17 protein-coding genes are annotated in these 26480 nt (G+C 71.9%); 11 read left to right on the top strand and 6 right to left on the bottom strand.

What is annotated here, in order from left to right; all coding sequences use genetic code 11:
• The first annotated feature begins 135 nt into the window (after positions 1-135).
• Both ACZ4SW_RS30255 and ACZ4SW_RS30250 read left to right on the top strand, forming a co-directional pair.
• Positions 136-3180: a helix-turn-helix transcriptional regulator gene (locus tag ACZ4SW_RS30255; protein ID WP_468251887.1), complete on the top strand. Its 3045-nt coding sequence runs from the start codon at positions 136-138 to the stop codon at positions 3178-3180.
• A 36-nt stretch (positions 3181-3216) separates the two neighbouring features.
• A complete protein-coding gene (locus ACZ4SW_RS30250) occupies positions 3217-3417 on the top strand; it encodes a DUF6191 domain-containing protein (RefSeq protein ID WP_468251886.1) in 201 nt (66 codons plus the stop codon).
• 14 nt (positions 3418-3431) lie between these two features.
• Here ACZ4SW_RS30250 and ACZ4SW_RS30245 read toward each other — a convergent pair whose 3' ends face one another.
• Positions 3432-4589 (bottom strand): PQQ-dependent sugar dehydrogenase, encoded by a 1158-nt coding sequence (locus ACZ4SW_RS30245; protein WP_468251885.1) that lies wholly within the window; start codon positions 4587-4589, stop codon positions 3432-3434.
• Positions 4590-4711: 122 nt separating this feature from the next.
• Positions 4712-5710, bottom strand: coding sequence for an aldo/keto reductase (locus ACZ4SW_RS30240; protein ID WP_468251884.1), 999 nt, complete (start codon positions 5708-5710; stop codon positions 4712-4714).
• 74 nt (positions 5711-5784) lie between these two features.
• Between ACZ4SW_RS30240 and ACZ4SW_RS30235 the strand changes: the two genes are divergently transcribed.
• From ACZ4SW_RS30235 to serA, 6 genes are all read left to right on the top strand, one after another.
• Positions 5785-6723 carry a 2-hydroxyacid dehydrogenase gene (locus ACZ4SW_RS30235; protein WP_468251882.1) on the top strand — a complete coding sequence of 313 codons (939 nt, stop codon included), beginning with the start codon at positions 5785-5787 and terminating at the stop codon, positions 6721-6723.
• A 538-nt stretch (positions 6724-7261) separates the two neighbouring features.
• Positions 7262-10285 (top strand): EAL domain-containing protein, encoded by a 3024-nt coding sequence (locus tag ACZ4SW_RS30230; protein ID WP_468251881.1) that lies wholly within the window; start codon positions 7262-7264, stop codon positions 10283-10285.
• Positions 10286-10626: 341 nt separating this feature from the next.
• A complete protein-coding gene (locus ACZ4SW_RS30225; protein ID WP_468251880.1) occupies positions 10627-12474 on the top strand; it encodes an acetolactate synthase large subunit in 1848 nt (615 codons plus the stop codon).
• A 21-nt stretch (positions 12475-12495) separates the two neighbouring features.
• Positions 12496-13023 (top strand): acetolactate synthase small subunit, encoded by a 528-nt coding sequence (ilvN, locus tag ACZ4SW_RS30220; protein WP_468251878.1) that lies wholly within the window; start codon positions 12496-12498, stop codon positions 13021-13023.
• Positions 13024-13141: 118 nt separating this feature from the next.
• Complete coding sequence (gene ilvC, locus ACZ4SW_RS30215) at positions 13142-14140, top strand: ketol-acid reductoisomerase (protein WP_468251877.1); 999 nt, start codon at positions 13142-13144, stop codon at positions 14138-14140.
• A gap of 240 nt (positions 14141-14380) precedes the next feature.
• Positions 14381-15970: a phosphoglycerate dehydrogenase gene (gene serA, locus ACZ4SW_RS30210; RefSeq protein WP_468251876.1), complete on the top strand. Its 1590-nt coding sequence runs from the start codon at positions 14381-14383 to the stop codon at positions 15968-15970.
• Positions 15971-16040: 70 nt separating this feature from the next.
• Here the strand turns inward: serA and ACZ4SW_RS30205 are convergent, their stop codons facing one another.
• Positions 16041-17573 (bottom strand): MFS transporter, encoded by a 1533-nt coding sequence (locus ACZ4SW_RS30205; RefSeq protein WP_468251874.1) that lies wholly within the window; start codon positions 17571-17573, stop codon positions 16041-16043.
• Between the two features lie 97 nt (positions 17574-17670).
• On the opposite strand from ACZ4SW_RS30205, the gene ACZ4SW_RS30200 reads away from it, so the two are divergent.
• Entirely contained in the window at positions 17671-18249 is a 579-nt protein-coding gene (locus ACZ4SW_RS30200) for a TetR/AcrR family transcriptional regulator (RefSeq protein WP_468251873.1), read from the top strand.
• Positions 18250-18253: 4 nt separating this feature from the next.
• Here ACZ4SW_RS30200 and ACZ4SW_RS30195 read toward each other — a convergent pair whose 3' ends face one another.
• The 3 genes from ACZ4SW_RS30195 to ACZ4SW_RS30185 all read right to left on the bottom strand — a co-directional run bounded on the left by ACZ4SW_RS30195 (position 18254) and on the right by ACZ4SW_RS30185 (position 23712).
• Positions 18254-21121, bottom strand: coding sequence for a protein kinase domain-containing protein (locus ACZ4SW_RS30195; protein ID WP_468251871.1), 2868 nt, complete (start codon positions 21119-21121; stop codon positions 18254-18256).
• 72 nt (positions 21122-21193) lie between these two features.
• On the bottom strand, positions 21194-22381 hold the full coding sequence (locus tag ACZ4SW_RS30190; RefSeq protein ID WP_468251870.1) for an FHA domain-containing protein: 1188 nt from the start codon (positions 22379-22381) through the stop codon (positions 21194-21196).
• Between the two features lie 101 nt (positions 22382-22482).
• Entirely contained in the window at positions 22483-23712 is a 1230-nt protein-coding gene (locus tag ACZ4SW_RS30185) for a PucR family transcriptional regulator (RefSeq protein ID WP_468251869.1), read from the bottom strand.
• A gap of 140 nt (positions 23713-23852) precedes the next feature.
• Here ACZ4SW_RS30185 and ACZ4SW_RS30180 point away from each other — a divergent pair, with 140 nt between their 5' ends.
• Both ACZ4SW_RS30180 and pruA read left to right on the top strand, forming a co-directional pair.
• A complete protein-coding gene (locus tag ACZ4SW_RS30180) occupies positions 23853-24779 on the top strand; it encodes a proline dehydrogenase family protein (protein WP_468251867.1) in 927 nt (308 codons plus the stop codon).
• Between the two features lie 50 nt (positions 24780-24829).
• Positions 24830-26461, top strand: a complete 1632-nt coding sequence (gene pruA / locus ACZ4SW_RS30175; protein WP_468251866.1) for an L-glutamate gamma-semialdehyde dehydrogenase — start codon at positions 24830-24832, stop codon at positions 26459-26461.
• The last annotated feature ends 19 nt before the right edge of the window (positions 26462-26480 follow it).

Below are 26480 nucleotides of genomic sequence, written 5' to 3'. Positions count from 1 at the left end.
GACCCGGGCCCCATGCGCCCGGCGCACGCCGACCCCGGCCGGCTCACCACAGCGGCCGCCCCGGAATCACCGGGGGCGGCCGCTTCGGCGTCACCGGTGCGGATAATCGGTGCCGCACCGTCAGTGGCTCGTGACATGCTCGGGAGCGTGGAGACCAGGTCCGTAAGCCCCGTATTCGTCGGCCGCGGCGAGGAGTTGGGCGCGTTGCACGACGCGCTCGCCCGCGCCGCGGACGGGGAACCCCAGGCGCTGCTCGTCGGGGGCGAGGCGGGTGTCGGCAAGACCCGGCTGCTGGAGGAGTTCACGGCGGCCGCGGCCCGCCGGGACACGATCGTCGCGCTCGGCGGCTGCGTCGAGATCGGCGCCGACGGTCTGCCCTTCGCGCCGTTCTCCACCGCCCTGCGCGCCCTGCGCCGACAGCTCCCCGAGGAACTCGCCGAGGCCGCCGCAGGCCAGGAGGAGGAACTGGCGCGGCTGCTGCCCGAACTCGGCGAGGCCCGCCGCGGCCCGCGGGACGACGAGGAAGGCATGGCCCGCCTCTTCGAACTCACCGCCCGCCTGCTCGAGCGGATCGCCGCCCGCCGCACCGTCGTCCTCGCCCTGGAGGACCTGCACTGGGCGGACGCCTCCACCCGGCACCTGCTCGCCTACCTCCTGCGCACCCTGCGCAGCGGCCGCCTGGTCGTCGTCGCCACCTACCGCTCCGACGACATCCACCGCCGCCACCCGCTGCGCCCGCTCCTCGCCGAACTCGACCGCCTGCGCACCGTCCGCCGCATCGAGCTGGGCCGCTTCAACCGCACCGAGGTCGAGCGCCAGATCGCCGGCATCCTCGCCGCCGACCCCGATCCCGCCCAGGTCGACGACATCTTCGCCCGCTCCGACGGCAACGCGTTCTTCGTGGAGGAACTGGCGGTGGCCGCCCAGGACGGCTGCTGCACCGGCCTCACCGACTCCCTGCGCGACCTCCTCCTCGTCCGCGTCGAGGCACTGCCCGAGGCCGCCCAGCGGATCGTCCGGACCGTCGCCGAGGGCGGCTCCACCGTGGAGTACCGCCTCCTCGCGGCCGTCGCCTCACTCGCCGAGGACGACCTCATCGAGGCGCTGCGCTCCGCCGTCGGCGCCAACATCCTCATCGCCACCCCGGACGGCGACGGCTACCGCTTCCGCCACTCCCTGGTCCGCGAAGCCGTCAGCGACGACCTGCTCCCCGGCGAGCGCTCCCGCCTCAACCGGCGCTACGCCGAGGCCCTGGAGGCCGACCCCACGCTCGTTCCAGCCGACCAGCGGGCCACCCGCCTGGCCAGCTACTGGTACCACGCGCACGACGCCGCCAAGGCCCTGCCCGCCGTGCTCGACGCCGCGGTCGAGGCCCGCCGCCGGCACGCCCACTCCGAACAACTGCGGCTCCTGGAGCGGGCGATGGAGCTGTGGGACCACGCCCCCGACGACGTACGGGCGGCCCTACGGCCCGTGGACCACGCCGAGGTCTACCCGCCCTGCGGCGGCGACCCGGCGACGACACCCCTGCGCTATCTGGACCTGATGGCGGAGGCGGCCGTGGCCGGCCGGTTGTGCGGGGAACGGGAACGTGCCCTGAAGATCACCAAGCGGGCCCTGCGTCTGCTGGAGGAGGACCCCGATCCGCTGCGCGCCGCCTGGTTCTGGGTGCAGCGCTCCCGGCTCGTGCAGCACACGGGCCGCGGCGACGGCTGGAAGGAGCTCACCACCGCGCAGGAACTGGTACGGGGACTGCCGCCCTCGGAGGTCCACGCCGAGGTGCTCGCCACGGTCGCCGGCTGGTCGATGCTGCATGAACCCGGCCCCGACGCCTTTTCCGCCGCCGAGCGCGCCGTCGAGTACGCGCGCATGGTGGGCGCCCGCGACATCGAGCTCAACGCCCGCCTCACCCTGGGCGGCCTCCTCGTCGACGCGGGTGACATCGACACCGGGCTCGCGGAGATCTACGAGGTCAAGGAGCGGGCGGCCGCCCTCGGCGAGGCCTATGTGAGGGGCCGCCTGCATGTGAACCTGCCGTCCCACCTGGAAGGCATCGGCCGTTCCCGGGAGGCCGTCGAGGTGCTGCGCGAGGGCCTGGAGATCACCCGGAAGCTGGGGCTGACGGACTCCGAGGCCTGGGTGTGGGGCAACCTCGGCGAATCCCTCTACTCCCTGGGCCGCTGGGACGAGGCCGCCGAGGCCGCGACCAACGCCGAGCGGGTCGGCCAGAGCGCCAAGCCCCGCGCCTTCCGCGCCACGATCCACGCGCACCTCGCGCTCGCCCGCGGCGACCTGGCGGAAGCAGGACGGCAACTGGCGGCCGCCCGCGCGTACCTGGGCACGCACGACACCATGCCGCAGCACGAGTTGAGGCTGGAGCACGTCGCGATCGGGATCGCCGCCGGCGAGGGGCGCCTGCCCGAGGCCCGCGCCGCGTTCGCCACCGCCCTGGCCCGAGGGTTCCCGCCCGGCACCCAGCGCTACGGCTGGCCGGTGCTGCTCGCCGCCGCCACCGCCGAGGCCGACGCGCACGGGCTGCCCGCCGCCGAACCGGGCCGCGCCGAGACGCTGGAGCGGATCCGCCGCACCGCCAAGGGGCTCCCCGCGAACGTGCCGGTGTGGCAGGCGTACGCATGCTGGGTCCGCGCCGAACTGGAGCGCGCCGAGGGCCGTGGCACGCCGGATGCCTGGGCGGAGGCCGTGACCGCCTTCGAGGCCCTGGACCGCCCGTACGACCTGGCCCGGGTCCGGCACCGGCTCGCCGAGTCCCTGCTCGCCCCGGGGGCCGACGAGGACGCCCGCGAGCGGGCCGCCGAACTGCTGCGGCTGGCCGGAGCGGTGGCCGGCCACCTCGGTGCCCGGCCGCTCGCCGACTCGGTCGCCCTCCTCGCCCGGCGCGCCCGCCTCGCCGTCGCCCACACCCCGGAACCGGCCGCGCTCGACCCCGCCGAGTCCTTGGGGCTGACCAACCGGGAGCGCGACGTGCTCCGCCTGGTCGCGATCGGCCGCAGCAACCGGCAGATAGCCGAGGAGCTGTTCATCTCCCCGAAGACCGCCAGCGTCCACGTCTCGAACATCCTGGCCAAGATGGGCGTCTCGGGCCGGGGCGAGGCGGCGGCGGTGGCACACCGCCTGCGGTTGTTCCCCGCGGAGGCGCCCCCTGTGCAGGCCGCGGGCTGAGGCCTAGGCTGGGGGGCCCGGGCCGAGGGAGGCACCGTGTTCAACATGTTCGAGGAACTGTTCGCACCGGGCCGCAAACACACCCATGACGAGCAGAAGCGTCTGGAGCTGACCCGGGTGGACATCACGGACGGCGATCCGGGCCGTGGCCCGATCGACCTGGCGTCGGGCACGGTGGTGATACGCCTGCCGCGGCCCGCTCCCGCCGACCGCGAGCCCGAGCCCGACGGGGGCTGAACCGGCTCGCCCGCCTACGACACCTGCACTTCCAGGATCCGGTCGTCCGACGGCGACGGCTTGCCCCGGCCGTCCGTGTTGCTCGTCGTCAGCCACAGCCTGCCGCCGCCTGCCGCGACCACGGTGCGCAGCCGGCCGTAGGCGCCGGTGAGGAACGCCTGCGGAGGCGCCGAGGTCTCCGTGCCCTTCAGCGGGATGCGCCACAGCCGCTGCCCGCGCAGACCCGCCATCCAGATCGAACCCTCGGCGTAGGCGATGCCGCTGGGGGAGGCCTCGTCGGTGTGCCACTGGGCGACCGGGTTCTGGTACTCGGGGTCGCTCGACCTGCCCTCGGCGTCCGGCCAGCCGTAGTTGCCGCCCGGCTTGATCGCGTTCAGCTCGTCCCAGGTGTCCTGGCCGAACTCGGAGGCGTACAGCCGCTGCCTGTCGTCCCACGCCAGCCCCTGCACATTGCGGTGGCCGTACGAGTAGACCACCGAGCCGCCGAAGGGGTTGCCGGGGGCGGGCTCGCCGTCCGGGGTCATGCGCAGGATCTTGCCGCCCAGCGAGTGCCGGTCCTGGGCCAGGCCCCGGTCGCCCGACTCGCCCGTGCCCGCGTACAGCATGCCGTCGGGGCCGAACGCGATGCGGCCGCCGTTGTGGACGGCGCCCTTGGGGATGCCCCTGAAGACGGTGTCCGGTGCGCCCAGTTGCTCACCGGCCGGCTTCTCGGGGTCGTAGAGCATGCGGACGATGCGGTTGTCGGAGTCGGTCGTCAGGTAGGCGTAGACCAGGTGGTCCGAGGCGTGGTCCGGGGAGAGCGCGATGCCCAGCAGACCGCCCTCGCCCGCGGCGGCGACCCCGGGCACCTTGCCCAGGAGGGTCTTCCCGCCGGTCCTGTCGTCGACCCGGGTGATCGTCCCGTCGTCCCGGGAGGAGACCAGGAGCCCGCCGCCGGGCAGCGCAGCCAGGCCCCAGGGCGTCTTGAGATGATCGGCGACCGTGCGCACCACCCGGACCGACCCCTTCGCCGGCGGTGTCGCTTCGGCCGTCCGTCCGGAGGACGACGGCGGGGCGGAGCCGGCCGGGGAGCTCCGGCCTCCCGCCGGCGTGCCTCCGCCACCGGAGGAGCATCCGACCGCCAGCAGCGCGGTCGCGGCCACCACGGCCGTCACCACTCGACGTCGCACCATCCGGGTCCCTCCGCCACGGGCCTTCCTCCCTTACCTACGCCCAGGACGTCCGGGGAGTTCCCGCCCGCCGGTCCTCGCTCCACCGACCGTCACGTCCCGGCCACGCACGGTAGCGGGTCCGTTCAGTCCCACGATCCCTGCGCCGCGGGCAACCGCGCCAGTTCGGTCAGGTCCTCGGAGGTCAGCCGCAGCGCGGCGGCCGACGCGTTCTCCGTCACCCAACGCCGCTGCTTGGTACCCGGGACCGGGATCACCTGAGGGCCCCGGGACAGCACCCAGGCCAGGGCCACCTGGGCCGGGGTGACCCCGTCGCCGTGGCGCTGTGCCACCCGGCGCAGGCCCGCCACGATCGGCTGGTTCGCCGCCATCATCTCCGCCGTGAAGCGGGGGTGCCGGGCCCGCAGGTCGTCCCGTTCGAAGCCCTCACCAGGTGTCAGCGTGCCGGTGAGGTAGCCGTTGCCGAGCGGCATCGCCGCCAGGAAGCCCACCCCGCGCGCCGCGCACCACGGCAGCAGCGCGTCCAGTGCCTGAGGCGACCACACCGACAGCTCCGCCTCCACCGCGCTCACCGGGAACACCTGTTGGACCCGTTCGAGCTGCCGGATCGTTCCGTCGTACAGCCGCCTGCCGGTGCGCCGTCCGGCGCGCACCCCCACCGCGCACAGCCCCAGCGCCCGTACCTTGCCCGCCCGCACCAGGTCCGCCATCGCGCCCCAGGTCTCCTCGACGGGGACCTCGGGGTCCCCGCGGTGCAGCTGGTAGAGATCGATGACGTCCGTCTGCAGCCGGCGCAGCGACGCGTCGCAGGCCCGTTTCACATAACCCGGGCGCCCGTTGGCCACGATGTGCTGCTCTCCCACCAGCAGCCCCACCTTGGTCGACACGAACGCCTCGGCGCGCCGCTCCTTGAGCACCCGGCCCACCAGCAGCTCGTTGGTGAACGGCCCGTACATGTCGGCCGTGTCCAGCAGTGTCATTCCCAGGTCGAGCGCCCGGTGCACCGTCCGCAGCGACTCGTCGCCCCGCTGCCGGGAGGTGGAGTATCCCCAGCTCATCGGCATGCACCCGAGCCCCACGGCCCCCACTTCGAGCGTCGCCGCGCCGATCGTCCTGCGCTCCACCTGGCCGTGTCCTCCTTTGCTGGCACCCCAAACTAACCAATGCGGGACCGGATCCTTCGCATAGCCTCCTGACCATGAGCGACGTTTGGCTTCCGTTCCGCACCGACGAGATAGAGGGCCTGCCCGCGGGCCTGAACTACCACTTCTGGGACGGCGGGCAGGACTTCCCCGCCGATCCCGCCGACTGCGCGTTCTACGCCGTGCCGTACATGAAGCGCCAGGAGGTCAAGGTCCGGCCGCTGGAGCAGATGCGGAACCTGCGGGTCATTCAGACGCTGACCGCCGGGGTCGACGACATCACCGCCCACCTGTCCTCCGTCGTGCCGGGGGTGCGGCTGTGCAATGCGCGCGGAGTGCACGAGGCGAGCACGGCCGAGCTGGCGCTCGCCCTGATCCTCGCCTCGCTGCGCGGTATCCCCGGCTTCGTACGGGCCCAGCAGGAGGAACGCTGGCAGAGCGGATTCCATCCCGCGCTCGCCGACAAGTCCGTCCTGATCGTCGGCTACGGCGCGATCGGCGCCGCCATCGAGGACCGGCTCGTGCCCTTTGAAGTCGCGCGGGTGGTGCGCGTCGCGCGCCGCGAACGCGACACAGCGCGCGGCCTTGTGCATCCTCTCTCCCGATTGTCGGAACTTCTGCCCGACGCCGATGTCGTCGTCCTGGTCACCCCGCTCACCGAGGAGACGAAAGGCCTGGTCAACGCCGGCTTCCTGGCGCGGATGAAGGACGGGGCGCTGCTCGTCAACGTGGCGCGCGGCGGAGTCGTCGACACCAAGGCCCTGCTGACCGAGCTCGAGGCCGGCCGGATCACCGCTGCCCTGGACGTCACCGACCCCGAGCCCCTGCCCCAGGGGCACCCCCTGTGGCATGCGCCGGGCGTGCTGATCAGTCCTCACGTCGGTGGGCCGACCTCCGCGTTCGGACCCCGCGCCAGGCGTCTCCTCAGTTCCCAGCTGAACCGTTTCGCGCAGGGGCAACCGCTCGAGCACGTCGTCCTGACGACCGGCGCCTGAAGCGGCGCGGTACGCGGGGGCGGACGGGCTCCGGGCACGGCCGGTGCGGCGCGCGGAGCGGGCCGTCCCCGCCGCCCGCGCACGCGCCCCCCGGCCGCCGCACCCCCGGCGCGCACACCGCGTCCGCGCACCCCCGATCCGCTTCCGGTACGCTCCGCAGTCCCCCGAACGCGGTACGTATGCCCATTCCGCCTAGTCGTCACGGAGAGTAGAGGGACTATGTCCCTGAGTGACGAGACTGGTGTATCGTCCCCGACAGGGGCTGCGCCGCGCACCGTTCGGCGCCGGGGACGGAACTTTCACAGACACGAGGGGGGCGACGGGCGATGCACGGCCTATGGACGAACGATCCGACGCGGCGCGGCCGCGGACGACGACCCTGGCGGACCGCGACGCACAGACGCGGTCACAGCGCTCACGGCAGCCGTCGCCACCAGGGCGGCCACTGTCACCACCCGGGCCACACCGGCCGCAAGAGGCACGCCCGCCCGGCGCATCGGACCCAGCGGGACCCGGCGCCCCGGACCGGGAGGGACCGGTGAGGTCCCCGGGAGTGCTGCCGGCCCGCCGTCCGGCACCGGGCGGCCGGACGAACCCGGTTCCGCAACTCACCCTGGCCCTGGTGTGCGCGGGATACGCCGTCGGTTCCGCGGTCGACTGGGGCTCCCACAGCCTGGCGCTGTTCATGGGCGACTTCGGGCTCAGCGCGGCGGCCGGCACCGCGTCGGTCTCCTGCCTGCTGTACGCCCGCAGCCGCCGCAGCCGCTTTCGATCCGCCTGGCTGCTGTTCGCGCTCTCCTCCGCCATGGCCGCGCTCGGCAACGGCGTGTGGGGCTGGTACGAGGTCGTCCTGGACCGCCCCGTCCCCTCGCCGAGCTGTGCCGACCTGTTCTTCCTCTGCTTCGCCCCACCCGCCATCGTAGGACTGCTCGTGCTCGCCAAAAGGCCCGCCAACAAGGCGGGTTGGGTATGCCTGGCGCTCGACGCGTGGCTGATCGGCGGCTCGCTGCTGACGCTGTCGTGGAGCCTCGCGCTCGCGCAGGCGGCCAAGTTCGACGGGCCGAGCGTTGCGCACACCGCGCTGTCGCTCGCGTACCCGCTGCTGGACATCGCCCTGATCAGCATGGTGGTCGCACTGCACCTCAGGCGCTCGGCGGTGAACCGCTCCGCGGTCAACACCGCCATCGGCGCACTGGCCCTGACCGTGCTGTGCGACGCCCTGTTCACCTCGCCGCTGCTGCACAGCAGCTACCACTCGGGACAACTGCTGGACGCGGGCTGGTTCTCCGGCTCACTGCTCCTGGCCTACGCCCCCTGGGTCGGCGCCCGGCCCGGCCGGAGGCCGGACGACGCGCACACGCGCGTGGTGCACGAACACGTCCCCGAGCAGCGGCAGACCGAGCCCCTGGCCACCGGCCACGAGCAGGGGCATCCGGACCATGACCCGGCCCCCGGGCTCCCGCAGGGTCCGGCCCGCGACCGGTACCCGGCCGCACCCCCGCCGGACGCCGCCCCCGACCGGTACCCGGTCACGCGCCCGATCTCCGGGTCGCTGGCCGCGCTCACGCCCTACCTGGCCGCCGCCGTCTGCACGCTGGGGATCCTCTACAACATCCTCAACGGCCACAGCGTCGACCGCGTGGTGCTCATCACCGCGGGCGCCGTCGTCCTCGCACTCGTGGTGCGCCAGGGCATCATGCTGCTCGACAACATCACCCTCACCCGGGAACTGGCGCAGCAGGAGAACCACTTCCGCTCCCTGGTGCAGGGTTCCAGCGACGTCATCATGATCGCCGCTCCCGACGGCACCCTGCAGTACGTCTCCCCGGCCGCCGCCGGGGTCTACGGCCGGCCCGCCGAGGAACTCGTCGGCACCGAGCTCGCCGCGCTCATCCACCCCGACGACCTGGGCTGTGTGGTGCACGAGGTGCGGCGCTTCCTCGCCGCGAGCCACATCGAGGAACCCACCACCCGCATCGAGTGCCGTTTCCGCTCCGGCGACGGCGGCTGGCTCAACGTGGAGTCCACCGTCAACCGCCACCAGGGCGGGCTGATCTTCAACAGCCGCGACGTGACCGAGCGGGTGCGCCTGCAGGCCCAGCTCCAGCACAGCGCCGAGCACGATCCGCTCACCGACCTGCCCAACCGCGCCCTGTTCACCAAGCGCGTCCAGCAGGGTCTCTCCGGCCGCCGCTCCTCCGACCGCGGCACCGCCGTCCTGTTCATCGACCTCGACGGCTTCAAGGCCGTCAACGACACCATCGGCCACCAGGCCGGTGACGAACTGCTCGTCCAGGCCGCCCGCAGGCTCCAGGAGTCGGTGCGGCAGGGCGACACCGCCGCGCGCCTCGGCGGCGACGAGTTCGCGGCCCTCATCGTCGGCGACGGCACCCGGGACCGCACCGCGCGCGAACGGCACATCCTCGAGCTCGCGGACCGGCTCAGGGTCACCCTCTCCCAGCCGTACGACATCGACGGCAACGATGTCCGGGTGGCCGCTTCCATCGGCGTCGCCTTCGCCGAGCCGGGCCTCGGCGCAGGTGAGCTGCTGCGCAACGCGGACCTCGCCATGTACCGCGCCAAGGCCGCCGGCAAGGGCCGCGTCGAGCTGTACAGGCCTCAGATGCAGCAGGACGTCGTCCGCAAGGCCGAGCTGGCCACCCGGCTGCGGGCCGCGCTCAACGAGGGCGAGTTCACCCTGCTGCACCAGCCCGTGGTGTCACTCGAGGACGGCCGGATCGCCTGCGTCGGCGCCCGCGCCCGCTGGCGGTCCTCCCAGGGCGTGCTCTTCACGCCCGACGAGTTCCTGCGCGTCTCGGAGGACAGCGACAAGGCCGCCGAGCTGGGCCGCTGGATCCTCGAGGAGGCCGTACGGCAGGCCGCCGAGCGCGCCGCCGACGGACTCGCCGTACCCGTCGCCGTCCGGGTGAGCGCCCGGCGGCTGCTCGACCGCTCCCTGCCCCTCGGCTCCATCGAGGCCCTGCTCACCCGGCACGGTCTGGCCTCCGGCGCCCTGATGATCGAGCTCTCCGGCATCGACCCGCGCATCTCCCTGGACGAGCTGGAGCGCAGACTCGGCAGCCTGCGCCGGATCGGCGTCCGCGTCGCCCTGGACGGCCTCGGCAGCGGCTCCGCGGCCATCACCGCGCTGCGCCGGCTCCCCATCGATGTGCTGAGGCTGGACCGGGGCCTCGTCGAGGGGGTCGTGGAGTCGGCCCGGCTGCACAAGATCACGAGCGGGTTGCTCCGCATCGCCGGCGACCTGGGCCTCTCCTCCGTCGCGGAGGGGGTGGACCTGCCCGAACAGGTCGTCGCACTGCGCGCCATGGGCTGCACGCACGGTCAGGGCATGGCATTCTCGGGGCCACTGGACGAGTACCGGCTGCGCCGGGCGCTCGCTTCCGGCCACTACCCGGTGCCGCACGGCCCGGCGGAGCCGGTCTTCGCGGGGAGTGCGAGGGAGTCGAAGGGGCGCGTCGGCGTCGAGGGTGCGACCGGGCGGCGGCCCGAAGGGCTGAGCACGGTCGTGGCCTCCACACCGACCGCTGCGCCTCGGAGGTGAACGTGTCATGGGGAGGGTCACGGGGGTGTACGGCAGTGGCGTGCCTGCCGTTTCCGGAGGCGGAACGGCCCTACGCTCACATAATGAGACTCCCGTCCCACCCACTTGACAGTAACGGCGTGCCGGGGGGAGGGTCTGAGCCATGCGCACCCGAATTCTCGTACTTGGACAGCGCGTCGGCTGAGCTGGGACCCACCGGACATGAACCGGAAAACCCAGCGACCACACCCGGCGCGCTCCCCTCGCTTGCCTCACGGCACGAGGGGTTTTTTGTTGCACAGGCACCAGCCGAACAACGCCCGAACCTCGCCAAAACCCTCAGCATCGAGAAGAGAATGCCGATGACCGAGCAGGCCACCGGGGCCCATCACCCGCAGCCGCGGCCCCGATCCGGAGGACAGCAGTCCGCGCCCGAGCACGTCACGGGTGCGCAGTCCCTCATCCGCTCTCTCGAGGAGGTCGGCGCCGACACGGTATTCGGCATTCCGGGTGGTGCCATCCTTCCGGCGTACGACCCGCTGATGGACTCCACGCGGGTGCGTCACGTGCTGGTGCGGCACGAGCAGGGCGCGGGCCACGCGGCCACCGGCTACGCCCAGGCCACCGGCAAGGTCGGCGTCTGCATGGCGACCTCGGGCCCCGGCGCCACCAACCTGGTGACCCCGATCGCCGACGCCCACATGGACTCGGTGCCGCTGGTCGCGATCACCGGTCAGGTCGCCTCCAAGGCGATCGGCACCGACGCCTTCCAGGAGGCGGACATCGTCGGCATCACCATGCCGATCACCAAGCACAACTTCCTCGTCACCAAGGCCGAGGACATCCCGCGGGTGATCGCGCAGGCGTTCCACATCGCCTCCACCGGCCGCCCGGGCCCGGTCCTGGTCGACATCGCCAAGGACGCCCTCCAGGCGAAGACCACGTTCTCCTGGCCGCCCGTGATGGACCTGCCCGGCTACCGCCCGGTGACCAAGCCGCACGCCAAGCAGATCCGCGAGGCCGCCAAGCTGATCACCTCCGCCAGGCGGCCCGTCCTCTACGTCGGCGGCGGCGTCCTCAAGGCGCGGGCCACCGCCGAGCTGAAGGTCCTCGCGGAGCTCACCGGGGCGCCCGTCACCACCACGCTGATGGCGCTCGGCGCGTTCCCCGACAGCCACCCGCAGCACCTGGGCATGCCCGGTATGCACGGCTCGGTGGCCGCCGTCACCGCGCTGCAGAAGGCCGACCTGATCGTCGCCCTCGGCGCCCGCTTCGACGACCGCGTCACCGGCAAGCTGGACAGCTTCGCCCCCTACGCCAAGATCGTCCACGCCGACATCGACCCGGCGGAGATCGGCAAGAACCGCGCCGCCGACGTGCCGATCGTGGGCGACGCCCGCGAGGTCATCGCCGACCTGATCCAGGCCGTGCAGAAGGAGCACAGCGAGGGCCACCAGGGCGACTACACCGCCTGGTGGAACGACCTGAACCGCTGGCGCGAGACCTACCCGCTCGGCTACGACCTGCCCGAGAACGGCACGCTCTCCCCGCAGCAGGTCATCGAGCGCATCGGGCAGCTCGCCCCGCAGGGCACGATCTTCGCCGCGGGCGTCGGCCAGCACCAGATGTGGGCCGCACACTTCATCCAGTACGAGAAGCCCGCGACCTGGCTGAACTCCGGCGGCGCCGGAACCATGGGCTACGCGGTCCCGGCCGCGATGGGCGCGAAGGCCGGCGCCCCCGACCGCACGGTCTGGGCGATCGACGGCGACGGCTGCTTCCAGATGACCAATCAGGAGCTGACCACCTGCGCCCTGAACAACATCCCGATCAAGGTCGCCATCATCAACAACGGCGCCCTCGGGATGGTCCGCCAGTGGCAGACCCTCTTCTACAACCAGCGGTACTCCAACACGGTGCTGCACTCCGGCCCCGAGGACGTCGACCCGGCGGCCAGGGGAACCCGCGTCCCCGACTTCGTGAAGCTGTCGGAGGCCATGGGCTGCTACGCGATCCGCTGCGAGTCCCCGGACGACCTGGACAAGGTCATCGAAGAGGCGAACTCCGTCAACGACCGCCCCGTCGTCGTCGACTTCATCGTCCACGAGGACGCGATGGTGTGGCCGATGGTCGCCGCCGGCACCTCCAACGACGAGATCATGGCCGCCCGGGACGTCCGCCCCGACTTCGGCGACAACGAGGACGACTGAGAGAGAGCTGAGTCGAGAACCATGTCCACCAAGCACACCCTCTCCGTCCTGGTCGAGAACACCCCCGGCATCCTCGCCCGGATCGCCGCCCTGTTCTCCCGCCGCGGCTTCAACATCGACTCCCTCGCGGTCGGTGTCACCGAGCACCCCGACATCTCCCGCATCACCATCGTGGTGAACGTCGAGGACCTGCCGCTGGAGCAGGTCACCAAGCAGCTCAACAAGCTCGTCAACGTGCTGAAGATCGTCGAGCTGGAGCCCACACAGGCCGTTCAGCGTGAACTCGTTCTGGTGAAGGTGCGCGCCGACAACGAGACGCGCTCCCAGATCGTCGAGATCGTCCAGCTGTTCCGCGCGAAGACGGTCGACGTCTCCCCGGAGGCCGTCACCATCGAGGCCACCGGGTCCAGCGACAAGCTGTCGGCCATGCTGAAGATGCTGGAGCCGTTCGGCATCAAGGAGCTGGTGCAGTCCGGCACGATCGCGATCGGCCGCGGCGCCCGTTCGATCACGGACCGGTCCCTGCGGGCCCTCGACCGGTCGGCGTAAGACGGTGTCCGGGCGGCCGGGGAGAACCGGCCGCCCGTATTCCGAGACCGCGAAACTTCCCTTCCGCCCGCCGTCATACGGTGGGACGCAACACCTGCACTCAAGGAGAGAACCCAAAGTGGCCGAGCTGTTCTACGACGCTGACGCCGACCTGTCCATCATCCAGGGCCGCAAGGTCGCGGTCATCGGCTACGGCAGCCAGGGCCACGCCCACGCCCTGTCGCTGCGCGACTCCGGTGTCGACGTGCGTGTCGGTCTGCACGAGGGCTCGAAGTCCAAGGCGAAGGCCGAGGAGCAGGGCCTGCGCGTGGTGACCCCGTCGGAGGCCGCCGCCGAGGCCGACGTCATCATGATCCTGGTGCCGGACCCGATCCAGGCCCAGGTCTACGAGGAGTCCATCGCCCCGAACCTGAAGGACGGCGACGCGCTGTTCTTCGGCCACGGCTTCAACATCCGCTTCGGCTTCATCAAGCCCCCGGCCGGCGTGGACGTCTGCATGGTCGCCCCGAAGGGCCCGGGCCACCTGGTGCGCCGCCAGTACGAGGAGGGCCGCGGCGTTCCCTGCATCGCCGCCGTCGAGCAGGACGCCTCCGGCAACGCCTTCGCGCTGGCCCTGTCGTACGCGAAGGGCATCGGCGGCACCCGCGCCGGCGTCATCAAGACGACCTTCACCGAGGAGACCGAGACCGACCTCTTCGGCGAGCAGGCCGTCCTGTGCGGTGGCACCGCGGCGCTGGTGAAGGCGGGCTTCGAGACGCTGACCGAGGCCGGCTACCAGCCGGAGATCGCCTACTTCGAGTGCCTGCACGAGCTGAAGCTCATCGTCGACCTCATGTACGAGGGCGGCCTGGAGAAGATGCGCTGGTCGATCTCCGAGACCGCCGAGTGGGGCGACTACGTCACCGGCCCGCGCATCATCACCGACGCCACCAAGGCCGAGATGAAGAAGGTCCTCGCCGAGATCCAGGACGGCTCCTTCGCCCAGGCCTGGATGGACGAGTACCACGGCGGTCTGAAGAAGTACAACGAGTACAAGCAGCAGGACTCCGAGCACCTGCTGGAGACCACCGGCAAGCAGCTCCGCAAGCTCATGTCGTGGGTCAACGAGGAGGCCTGACCTTCGCTGCGGCGGTGCCCTCGGCCGGGGCACCGCCGCATTATTCTTGTTGTCCACACCGGCAGGCCACGTCCGGGTGATCCTTCCGCGGAGGCGCAGTACGCCCGCGGCCGCGCCACTAGACTGCTGCACAACAATCGCGTCAGGCCCACAGCGTCGTGCGTCTTCCACGCGGCAAGCACCCCTCCACCGCCAGCGGCCGTCGGGACGGCCGTCCGCATTGGACATGTGAGGACTCACGTGAGCTCGAAACCCGTCGTACTCATCGCTGAAGAGCTGTCGCCCGCGACCGTCGACGCCCTCGGCCCCGACTTCGAGATCCGCCACTGCAACGGCGCCGACCGCGCGGAGCTGCTGCCCGCGATCGCCGATGTCGACGCCGTCCTGATCCGCTCCGCGACGAAGGTCGACGCCGAGGCCATCGCCGCCGCGAAGAAGCTGAAGGTCGTCGCGCGAGCCGGCGTCGGCCTGGACAACGTGGACGTCTCCGCCGCCACCAAGGCCGGTGTGATGGTCGTCAACGCCCCCACCGCGAACATCGTGACCGCAGCCGAACTGGCCTGCGGTCTGATCATTTCCACCGCCCGCAACATCCCGCAGGCCAACGCCGCGCTCAAGAACGGCGAGTGGAAGCGCAGCAAGTACACCGGCGTCGAGCTCGCCGAGAAGACCCTCGGCGTCGTCGGCCTCGGCCGTATCGGCGCGCTGGTCGCGCAGCGCATGTCCGCGTTCGGCATGAAGGTCGTCGCCTACGACCCCTACGTCCAGCCCGCGCGGGCCGCGCAGATGGGCGTGAAGGTGCTGTCCCTGGACGAGCTGCTCGAGGTCTCCGACTTCATCACCGTCCACCTGCCGAAGACCCCCGAGACCCTCGGCCTGATCGGCGCCGAGGCGCTGCACAAGGTCAAGCCGAGCGTCCGCATTATCAACGCCGCGCGCGGCGGGATCGTGGACGAGGAGGCGCTGTACTCGGCGCTCAAGGAGGGCCGCGTCGCGGGCGCGGGCCTGGACGTGTACGCGAAGGAGCCGTGCACGGACTCCCCGCTGTTCGAGCTCGACCAGGTGGTCTGCACCCCGCACCTCGGCGCCTCCACCGACGAGGCGCAGGAGAAGGCGGGCATCGCCGTCGCCAAGTCGGTGCGCCTCGCGCTCGCCGGCGAGCTGGTGCCGGACGCGGTCAACGTGCAGGGCGGCGTGATCGCCGAGGACGTCAAGCCCGGGCTGCCGCTCGCCGAGAAGCTCGGCCGCATCTTCACCGCGCTCGCGGGCGAGGTCGCGGTCCGGCTCGACGTCGAGGTGTACGGCGAGATCACCCAGCACGACGTCAAGGTGCTCGAACTGTCCGCGCTCAAGGGCGTGTTCGAGGACGTCGTGGACGAGACGGTGTCGTACGTGAACGCCCCGCTCTTCGCCCAGGAGCGCGGTGTCGAGGTGCGCCTGACCACCAGCTCCGAGGCCACGGACCACCGCAACGTGGTCACCGTGCGCGGCACGCTCGCCGACGGCGAGGAGGTCTCGGTGTCCGGCACGCTGGCCGGCCCGAAGCACCACCAGAAGATCGTGGCGGTGGGCGACTACGACGTGGACCTGTCGCTCGCCGACCACATGATCGTGCTCCGCTACACCGACCGTCCCGGTGTGGTCGGCACCGTCGGCCGCATCCTCGGCGAGGCCGGGATCAACATCGCGGGCATGCAGGTGGCCCGCGACATCGCCGGCGGCGAGGCCCTGGCGGTCCTCACGGTCGACGACACGGTGCCGCAGAACGTGCTGACGGAGGTCGCGGAGGAGATCGGCGCGACGTCCGCCCGCTCGGTGAACCTGGTCTGACGGCGGTACGCACGACAGCCGGGGCCCGGCCACCTCAGGGTGGCCGGGCCCCGGCTCTTTTCCGGCCGCATCACTCCTCGGTGTCGCGTACGTGGATCCGGCGCAGGCTCGTCGCCGCCAGGGTCGCCGCCCCCGCCAGGACCACCGCCCCGGCGATCGCCGCCCCGTGCATGCCCGTGGTGAACGCCTCCCGCGCCGCGGCCAGCAGTTCCGCTCCCGCCCGGCCCGGCATCCCCCGGGCCGCCGCGAGCGCGCCGCCCAGCGTTTCGCGGGCCGGGGACGGGGCCGAGGCCGGGATCTCGTGGCGGTAGACCGCCGTACCGACCGAGCCGAGGACCGCCATCCCCAGCGCGCCGCCGAACTCCGCGCCGGTCTCCAGGAGGGAGGAGGCGGAGCCGGCCCGCTCGACCGGGGCCGCGCTCATCGCGAGGTCCGTCATCTGCGAGATGGCGATGACGATCCCGGAGGCGAGGACACCGCAGGCCGCCAGGACCAGCCAGAGGGAGTCGGTACCGGCGAGGACGAGCATTCCGTAGCCGGCCGCCGCGATCGTGAAGCCCGCGGTGACGACATAGGCACGGTTGACACCCTTCTGGACCAGTTGCGTGGCGACGGGGGCCGCCATGCCGATCGGCACGGAGGGGAGCAGCGCCCACAGCGCGGCCTCCAACGCGCTCTTGCCGAGCACCGACTGCAGGTACTGCGTGGTGAAGAAGGCCGAGCCCATCATCCCGAACGACGAGATCAGGTTGAGTACCACCGCGGGTGCGAAGCCCCGGCCGCGGAACAGTGCGGGGGAGATCATCGGCGAGGCCGCGGTGCGCTGGCGGTACACGAACAGTGCCGCGAACAGCAGGCCCACCGTCACCGCCAGCACGTACTGGACGTGCCAGCCCTCGGCCGGGATCTCCTTCAGGCCGTAGATCACCGGCAGCACCGCCGCCATCGACAGCGGGACGCTCAGCAGGTCGAAGCGGCCGGGTTCGGGGTTCTTCGACTCGGGGAGCAGGAACGGGCCCAGGACCAGCAGCAGGCCCATCGCCGGCAGGTTGACCAGGAACACCGAGCCCCACCAGAAGTACTCGACGAGAACCCCGCTCATCACCGAGCCGAGCGCGATACCGGCCGTCATCACACCCGACCACAGGCCGATGGCCTTCGCGCGCTGCCCGGGGTCGGTGAACATCGTGCGGATCAGCGCCATCGTCGACGGCATCAGGGTGGCGCCGCCGATGCCGAGCACCGCGCGGGCCGCGATCAGGGTCTCGGCGCTGTCGGCGTACGCCGCCAGCAGCGAGGCGGCCCCGAAGGCGGCGGCTCCGAGCAGCAGCAGCCTGCGGCGGCCGATGCGGTCGCCGAGCGAGCCCATCGTCATCAGCAGCCCGGCGAGGACGAAGGCGTAGATGTCGAAGATCCACAGCTGCTGGGTGCTGCTCGGCTCCAGATCCGCACTGATCGCCGGGATGGCGAAGTACAGCACCGAGACGTCCATCGAGACCAGCAGCAGCGGAAGCATCAGGACGCCCAGGGCGGTCCATTCACGGCGGCCGGCTCGGGTGCCGTCGGGGGGCGCGGTCGTGGTCGTGCTCGTCGGGTTCGTCATGCCAGGGACTGTACGGGCGTCTTAAACGCTTGTCTAGTACGACTGTATAAATCGCTTGTCTAGGACGAGCGTCTGAATCGCGGTAGGGTCGGTGGGCATGGGACACCGTGAGGATTTGCTGGAGGGCGCCAAGCGCTGCCTCCTGGAGAAGGGGTTCGTGCGGACGACGGCGCGGGACATCGTCAAGGAGTCCGGGACCAACCTGGCCTCGATCGGCTACCACTACGGGTCGAAGGACGCGCTGCTCGCACAGGCCTATGTGGCGCTGGTCGAGGAGATGTCCGACACCTTCGAGGGGAGTGAGGAGATCCGTGGCGAGCCCGGCTCGCTGGAACGGTTCCGGGAGGTGTGGTCCAACATCATCGCGACCATGCGGGAGCCCGGTTCCCTGTGGCGGCTGAGCGTGGAGATCGTGGCGATGGGCGATCAGATGCCCGAGCTGCGCGACCACCTGGCGCGCGCCCAGCGGGAGGGCTCGCGCGGCTTCGTGGCCTTCTTCACGGGCGTGCGCGAGGAGGACGTCCCCGAGGAGACCGTGGACACGCTCGGCACCTTCTACACGACCCTGATGCTCGGGCTCATCACGCAGTGGACCTTCGACCCGAAGAGCGCCCCCGACGCCGACCGGCTCACCGAGGGGCTGCGCCAGGTGATCGAGGCCGCCACCCGGAGGTGACCCGTCAGGTCCAGGCGCGGCGCAGTCGCCTGGACAGGCGGGTCATCAGGGCGGCACCCGGGTGGTCGGCTGCCAGGCGTTCGATATGCGCCACGGCCGCCCCATCACCGCTGTCCCGGGCCCAGCAGTACCACTCCAGGGCCTCGCGGTGCTGCCCGCGCTCCTCGCACACGCGGGCCGCGTCCAGCATGGCGCCGATGTTGTTCATCTCGCCGGCCCGGCGCAGCCAGGCCAGCGCCGCCTGGACGTGCTCCTCGGAGCCCAGCCTCAGGTACGTGCGGGCCACTTGGCGCATGGCCTTCGAACTGCCCTCGCCGGCCGCCTGCAGCTGCGCCTCCAACTGGGTCTGCAACTGCTTGGTGTTCTGTTCCCGGCTGTCGACGGTCAACCCGAGCTCCGCGAGCGCCCGGATCGACTGCGGGTCTCCGTCCTGAGCCAGCTTCCGATAGAGCCGGACGGCCCGCTTCCGGAAGCGTCTGCGCTCCTCCGGGCTCTCGGCACTGCCGCTCAGGCTCAGGCACAGCCGGGCGACATCCCGCTTGAAGGCCGTGTCGCCCAGTTGTTCCGCCGCCTGGGCATAGCTGTCCAGGGCCTTGTGGAGCCGGCCCTCCCGCTCGTGCCGCTCGGCCTCCCTGCGCAGCACGGACGCGTTCGGCCGAGTGGTCTTCGTGGCGGTGGCGGTCGTCGCGGTGCGGGTCTTGGCACCGGTGGGATTCGTGGTGCCGGAGGCGGGGGCGGCCTTGGACGAGGTCTTCTTCCGGGGCGGTGCGGCCTTGGGAGACTGTTCCCCCGAAGGGGGCGGTGACGAGGCGTTGCGCCGCAGTTCGGCACGGATGCGGTCGGCCTCCTCGGCTGCCGCAGCGCTGCCCTTCGCAGCGGCGCGGACGAACCACTCCAGTGCCTGGGCCGGCTGTGCCGACTGCTCCAGAAGGCGCGCCGTCTCGAGCATGGACGGCGCATGTCCCTTCTCGGCGGCGGAGCGGAAGAAACGGAGCGCGTCCGCCGGGCGCCGATCCTTCTCCATGCGTTGCCCCAGGCGGTGCAGCGCCGCCGTGTTGCCCGCATCGGCCGCCGCCCGCAACCACCGGAGCGACTCGCCCTCCCGTTGCCGATCCTTGGCGAGCAGCGCCGAGGTCACGAACATGCAGTGAGGATGCCCGCCCTCGGCGCCTCGCCAGTACCAGACGAGCGCGTCCTGGTCGCGATTCTGCTGCCGGTACCAGTTTGCCAGCGCCAGCACGGAGTTGATCTGCCCGTTCATGGCGGCGGTCCGGTGCTGGCGGAGCAGCGCCTGTTCGGCCGCGGAGACCGGGGCCGGGACGCCCGCGGCGCCGCCGCTCTGCGCCGTTCCGTCACCACCCGGGGCCTTGGCGTTCTTCCCACCCGCCGCAGCGGCCGCCTTGGGCGGAGTCGTGGGCTCCGCCTTCGGGGCCAGGCCCGGCTTGTCCTGCTCCTGGGCCAGCAGCCGGGTCAGCCGCGTGCGTGCGAACAGCTCACCGGCGTCCGAGGCCCTCTGGTAAAGGGCCAGGACTTCCGCCCGTCGCTTCGGGAAGTGCTTTTCGAGCAGTTGACCTGCCTCGCGGGCGGCGGTGGCGTTGCCGGCGTTGGCCGCGCGCCTGTACCAGAGCAGTGCCGCCTCCAGGTCGCCGGTGTTCTTGCAGTGGGCCGCGACCCAGCGCATGGCTTCGGCGTTGCCCGCCTGGGCGGAGGCCCGGAACCTGGCCTCCGTGTCGCCGGGGCCGGCGGTGTCCTTCTTGCCGGGAGCGGCCGCGGCCGGTCGTGTGGTCTTCTCCGTCTCCGTCTGCCCAGCCGGTGCCGGCTCCAGGTCCCTCTCCCGCAGCAGCCGGGCGTTCGGCGCGGACCTCGCCTCCGGCGGGGTCGGGTCGGTCGTGAGTCCCGAGGAGGACCGGGCGGCCGGTGCGGGCGTGGGCCCCGCTGCTCTGGGGCTGCTCCGGCCGGGACGCAGCGGCCGGTCGATGTCGATGGCGAAACGGGACCGCTGGTCGATCCTGGCGCGCAGGCCCGGCGGCAGCCAGTCCTGCGCCGTCGGCGACGCCTCGGCCGCCAGCAGGTCGGCGATCTCAGCCGGGCCGGGCCGGTTGCCCGGCTCCGGCTCCAGACACGGGCGGACCACCTTCTCCACCGCGGGCGGCAACCCGTCCAGCGACGGCCTGCCGATCACGATGTTCGCGGCGATCTCCATGGGTGAGCCGGTCCCGAAAGGGTGCCGGTTCAGGGCGGTGTAGGCCAGCACCAGCCCCAGGGCGAAGATGTCGCCGGCCCATCCCACGCGCTCGTCCCGAAGCTGCTCGGGCGAGGCGAAGCTGGTGGTCCGGGGGCTGGTGCCGGTCCTGGTCAGCGTCGTACCGTCGGTGGGGGAGAGGTGCCGGGCGATACCGAAGTCGATGACGTAGGCGCCGTCGGCACCCAGCAGGACATTGGCGAGTTTGAGGTCGCGGTGGACGAGGCCGGCGCGGTGGACGCTGCGCAGGGCGTCGACCAGGCCGGCCGCCAGTACCCGCCAGGTGCGCTGCGGCAGCGGGTTCCCGCAGTGGTCGAGGGCCTCGGCCAGGTTGACTCCCGGGATGTAGCGGGAGGCGAACCACGGTTCTGCCGCGCGCGTGTCGGAGTCGACGACCTCCGCGGTGTGCCGGGGGTCGACCGCCTTGGCCGCCTCGACCTCCCTGGCGAAACGCTTACGGAACCGCTCCGGGTCCTCCTCCAGGCACGCGGGCCTGATCGTCTTCAGCGCGATCGAACGGCCCCTGCTCGTCCGGGCGAAGTAGACGGTCCCCCAACCGCCCTCGCCCAGCCTCGCGAACAACTCGTGGCCGCCGATCCGTTCGGGATCGCCCTCCCGCAGCGGTTCCACTCGACCCCCCAACCGGTTCACCCGTGGCCCGTCCCGACTCCGCCCGTACGCCCCCCCGGCCGCCGCTTTCGCTCAGCCCAGACTCGTCAACTCCTCGCCGCCCGCCGGCCTCCTCGGCGGCTTGGCACGGACTCCCTCCGCGCGCTCCTCCGGCCACCGCTGGCCGCTGCGGCGCAGCACGACCCCCGGGACCAGTTCGATCTCGTCGTCCGGACCGAAGCCACGGGGCGCCCGCTCGCCGGGCACTGCGGCGGCCCCGGTGCCGCGGCGCGGCAGGGCGCGCCATGCGGTGGGTTCCCCGCCCGGGCGGACGGTGCGCATCCTGCTGCCCGCCGTGCTGGTGTCGAGGACCCACAGCGCGCCCCGGCCGCAGATCAGCCGGAGATGCTCCCTGCTGATCCGGCGCCGCCGCTCCCCGGACAGATGGCACTCATCGATCCGGACGAAGTGACCGCGCCCGAGCACGAACTCCCGGTCCTGCCCTTCGGGGCCCTCGGTGATGTTCTCCCAGGCGTGGCACGTGCCGTCCACGAAGATCTTCAGCTGGATCCGGCGGCGGCGTGGGCCGGTGTCCGTCAGCAGCATCCGGTGGGTGCGGCACACCACCTTGCCCCGCTGGATCGCGGGGCTGGGGCGGCAGTCCGGGTGCGGGCACCGCCAGGAGCGCCCCAGCACGTTCGAGCGGGGCCGGCCCTGGAAGTCCAGCAGGTTCCGGGCCTTGAGCGTGTCGCGCTCGCCCTCGCGTGAGATCTCCCGGTCCGCGAAGACCCGCATGTCCCGCAGGACCAGTCGGACCCGACCGCCCTCCTCGCGTTCGGGCCTGAGGAAGTGTTCGCGGTCGCCCTGGATCCAAGGGTGCTCGCTCCGGTGGCCGGTGAAGTTGTCGCTGCTGATCACTCTGGTGCCGAGCTCCCTGGCATGGTCCAGGAGATCGGGGTCCGCCTTGTCGATGGCGGCGATCAGACCGCGGTCCCGCCACTCGCGCAGCAGCGCGCCCTCTGCCGGATCGGGGAACTCCCCGTCGTGCCGCGGGTGCAGCAGGCTGTTGTCCGCGATGGCGTGGACGGTGACGTCCCGGTCGCCGGTGGATTCACGCAGGGCCCGCAGGACCAGCCGCAACCTGCGCAGCTCCCGGGCCGATCCGCCGCCCAGCGCCCGGTCCCGCACCACGTTGGACAGGTCGACCAGGTAGTTGGCCTCCTGCGCCGTGCCCAGCAGATGGCGTTCCATGCGGCGCAGCGCCGCCATGTCGTTCGTCACGCACCTCGTCCCCCGACTTCCGGGCCGCACGCCCCGTGTCGAGAGGCTAGCGCTCCGCAGGCCCGTATGTGGCGATGTCCGGCTTTCCCGCCCGATGCCGTTCAGGCCAGCCGCGCCCCCTTCAGTGCCATGTGCAGCAACAGCCGGTCCTCCCCGTCGTCCAGGTCGAGGCCGGTGAGCTGCTCGACGCGGGACAGGCGGTAGTACAGCGTCTGCCGGTGGATGCCGAGGGCCGCGGCCGTACGTCCCGCCTGGCCCGCGCAGTCCAGGAACACCTCGGCGGTGCGGGCCAGTTCACGGTGGGCGGGGGTCAGCAGGGCGCTCACGGCCGGGTCGTGCGCTGCCTGCGGGGGGAGCGACGTCAGCAGCCGGTACGGGCCGATGGCCGACCACTGGGCGACCGGGCCGAGCCGGGGTTCCGCGAGGGCCGCGCGGGCCGCCGCCGACGCCTCCTGCCAGGCCGCACCCAGCTCGGCGAGGCCGTGCCGGGCGCCGGCCACCCCGGCCGCGAACCCCTCGCCCACCTCACCGGCCTCCCGCAGCAGCCGCGTGGCCGCCGTCAGCGCCGGGGTCAGCACATCCGCCGAGCGCAGCCGCACCAGCAGCGCCAGGCTCTGGCCGGTGGCACCCCACGGCACCGTGCACAGCGCGGTCGCCGCAGGGATCGTCCGGGCCGACGGCGCGTCGTCCGGGTCGGCCGAGGGCCAGGGCGCCACACAGACCACCGTGTGCAGGCCCTCGCCGCGCGCGCCCAGCGCCGTCCGCAGCTCGGCCACCGCCATGTCCTGCGGCCAGCCGCGCTCCGCCGTCAGCACCGCGCGCAGCTCACGCGTCACCTCCGCGCCCGCCTGCGCCTCCTCCGCGAGCAGGTCGCCGATCCGCGCCGCGATCTCCATCGCGGCGGACAACTGCGCCTCGGCCGGGCCCGGCTCGTCGGCCAGCAGCCACACATAGCCGAGGACGACACCCCGATGGCGTACCGGCAGACAGATCCTTCCCCGGTACACGCCCGCCTCCGGGGTGGGCGGAATACGCACCGGCCCGGTGGCGCGCGCGATGCCGAAGCCCTCGAACCACTTCCGCACCGCCGCCGTGGAGCGGCGCGTGAGGATCGAGCGGGTGCGCACGGGATCGAGGGAGGCCTCGTCGAAGTCGCCCTCGCTGTCGTACGCGGCGAAGGCGATCAGCTCGAAGTCCCGGTTCTCCAGGGTCGCCGGGGCGCCGAGCAGCGCGGAGATCTCGTCGACGAGCTCCTGGTAGTCACCGCGCCCTGCCTTGAAAACGTCCGCCACCCGGCCATTCTCCTTCAATTTCCCACCCGGCTCATACATCTGTCTGAGATCCAGGGCACGGATGCGTGACAGCTGTCGATGGCCGACGATCGAAGGGATCCTTAGGTTTCACGGTGGTTCTCCGTGCCGTACCCGAATGGTCGGGTTGCGGCCTCTTGCCTGTTCTGTGGAGGTGCCCCGTGCTGGGTCCCGTGATTCTCGCCGCGTCGCGCAGCGACCGGATGCGACGCCTGATCTCGGCGGCCCCGGTGACCAAGCAGGTCGTCGACCGCTTCATCCCGGGCGAGACGGTCGACGACATCGTGCCGATCGTCACGGACCTCACCGGCAGGGGCCTCGAGCTGACCATGGACGTCGTCGGCGAGGACATCACGACCCCGGAACAGGCCACGGCCGCGCGCGACGCCTACCTGGAGCTGATCGACCGGCTCAGGCCCCTGGAACTGGGCACCCGCGCCGAGATGTCGGTGAAGCTGTCGATGTTCGGCCAAGCGCTGGAGGACGGCCACCAGCTCGCCCTCAAGAACGTCCGCCCGGTCGTCGAGGCGGCCGCCGCGATCGGTACGACGGTCACGCTGGACGCCGAGGACCACACCACCCTCGACTCGATGTTCGCCATCCACGAGGAGCTGCGGAAGGACTTCCCGCAGACGGGCTGCGTCATCCAGGCCTACCTCTTCCGCACCGAGGCCGACGCCCGCCGCCTCGCCGCGAGCGGCAGCCGCGTACGTATCGTGAAGGGGGCGTACAAGGAGCCCGCGTCGGTCGCGTACCAGACCAGGCACGAGATCGACAAGGCGTACGTCCGCGTCCTGAGGACCCTCATGGAGGGCGACGGATACCCGATGATCGGCTCCCACGACCCGCGCCTGATCTCCATCGCCCAGGAACTCGCCCGGCGCGCCGGGCGCAAGCTCGACGAGTACGAGTTCCAGATGCTGTACGGCATCCGCAGCGAGGAGCACCTGCGCCTGGCCGCCGAGGGCCACCGCATGCGCGTCTACACCGCGTACGGCACCGACTGGTACGGCTACTTCATGCGTCGTCTGGCCGAGAAGCCGGCGAACCTGCGCTTCTTCGCCCGCTCGATGGTCGGCAAGGGCTGAGCCCGCACCCCCGCTCGCAACACCGCTCACGTCAAGGAGTTACGGAACCCATGGACGCTGTGACCCAGGTCCCCACCCCCGTCAACGAGCCGGTGCACGGCTACGCCCCCGGCTCGCCCGAGCGCACCCGCCTGGAGGCCAAGCTCAAGGAACTGGCCGAGAACCCCATCGACCTGCCCTGCACCATCGGCGGCGTCCAGCGCATGGGCGGCGGCGAGGCCTTCCAGGTCGTGCAGCCGCACAACCACAAGGCCGTCCTCGGCACCTACCGCAACGCCACGCAGGCGGACGCGCAGGACGCCATCGACGCGGCGCTCGCCGCCGCGCCCGCCTGGCGCGCGATGTCCTTCGACGACCGCGCCGCGATCATCCTGCGCGCCGCCGAGCTGCTGGCCGGCCCCTGGCGCGAGACGCTGGCCGCCTCCACCATGCTCGGCCAGTCCAAGACCGCCCAGCAGGCCGAGATCGACACCCCCTGCGAGCTCGTCGACTTCTGGCGCTTCAACGTGCACTACGCCCGCCAGATCCTCGCCGAGCAGCCCCCGGCCAACTCGCCGGGCGTGTGGAACCGCCTCGACCACCGGCCGCTGGAGGGCTTCGTCTACGCGATCACGCCCTTCAACTTCAGCGCCATCGCGGGCAACCTGCCCACCGCCCCCGCGCTGATGGGCAACGTGGTGGTGTGGAAGCCGTCCCCGACCCAGACCCACGCCGCCGTCCTCCTCATGCGGCTCCTGGAGGAGGCGGGCCTGCCCAAGGGCGTCATCAACCTGCTCACCGGCGACGGCATCGAGGTCTCCAAGGTCGCCCTGGAGCACCGGGACCTCGCGGGCATCCACTTCACCGGTTCCACGAAGACCTTCCAGTACCTGTGGAAGACGGTCGGCAACAACATCGAGAAGTACCGCTCCTACCCGCGCCTGGTCGGCGAGACCGGCGGCAAGGACTTCCTCGTCGCCCACCCGTCGGCGGACCGCGCGGTGCTGAAGACGGCGCTGACCCGCGGCGCCTTCGAGTACCAGGGCCAGAAGTGCTCCGCCACCTCCCGCGCGTACATCCCGGCGTCGATCTGGAACGACGGGTTCAAGGAGCAGTTCGCGGCCGAGGTCGACGGCATCACCATGGGTGACGTCACCGACCTGTCGAACTTCCTCGGCGCCGTCATCGACGAGCGCGCCTTCGCGAAGAACAAGGCCGCGATCGACCGCGCGAAGGAGGACCCGTCCTGCACGATCGTCGCGGGCGGCTCCTACGACGACTCCGTCGGCTACTTCGTGCGTCCGACCGTCATCGAGTGCAGCGACCCGGAGAACGAGGTGTTCCGCACCGAGTACTTCGGCCCGATCCTCGCGGTCCACGTCTACGAGGACGACAAGTACGACGAGATGCTGACCCAGATGGAGTCGGTGTCGGACTACGCGCTGACGGGATCGGTCATCGCGAACGACCGCGCGGCGGCCGCCTACACGGCTCAGAAGCTGCGTTACGCGGCCGGCAACTTCTACATCAACGACAAGTCGACCGGCGCCGTGGTCGGCCAGCAGCCCTTCGGCGGCGGCCGCGCCTCCGGCACCAACGACAAGGCGGGCGCCCCGCAGAACCTGCTGCGCTGGACCCTGACCCGCGCGATCAAGGAGACGCTGGTCCCGCCGACGGACTACACCTACCCGCACATGGGCTGACGCCCTTCCCGGCACCGCC

This window comes from Streptomyces sp. NPDC028331, assembly GCF_055565775.1.
The sequence above is the reverse complement of the archived record's forward strand: the minus strand, read 5'-3'. Positions and strand labels throughout refer to the sequence as shown.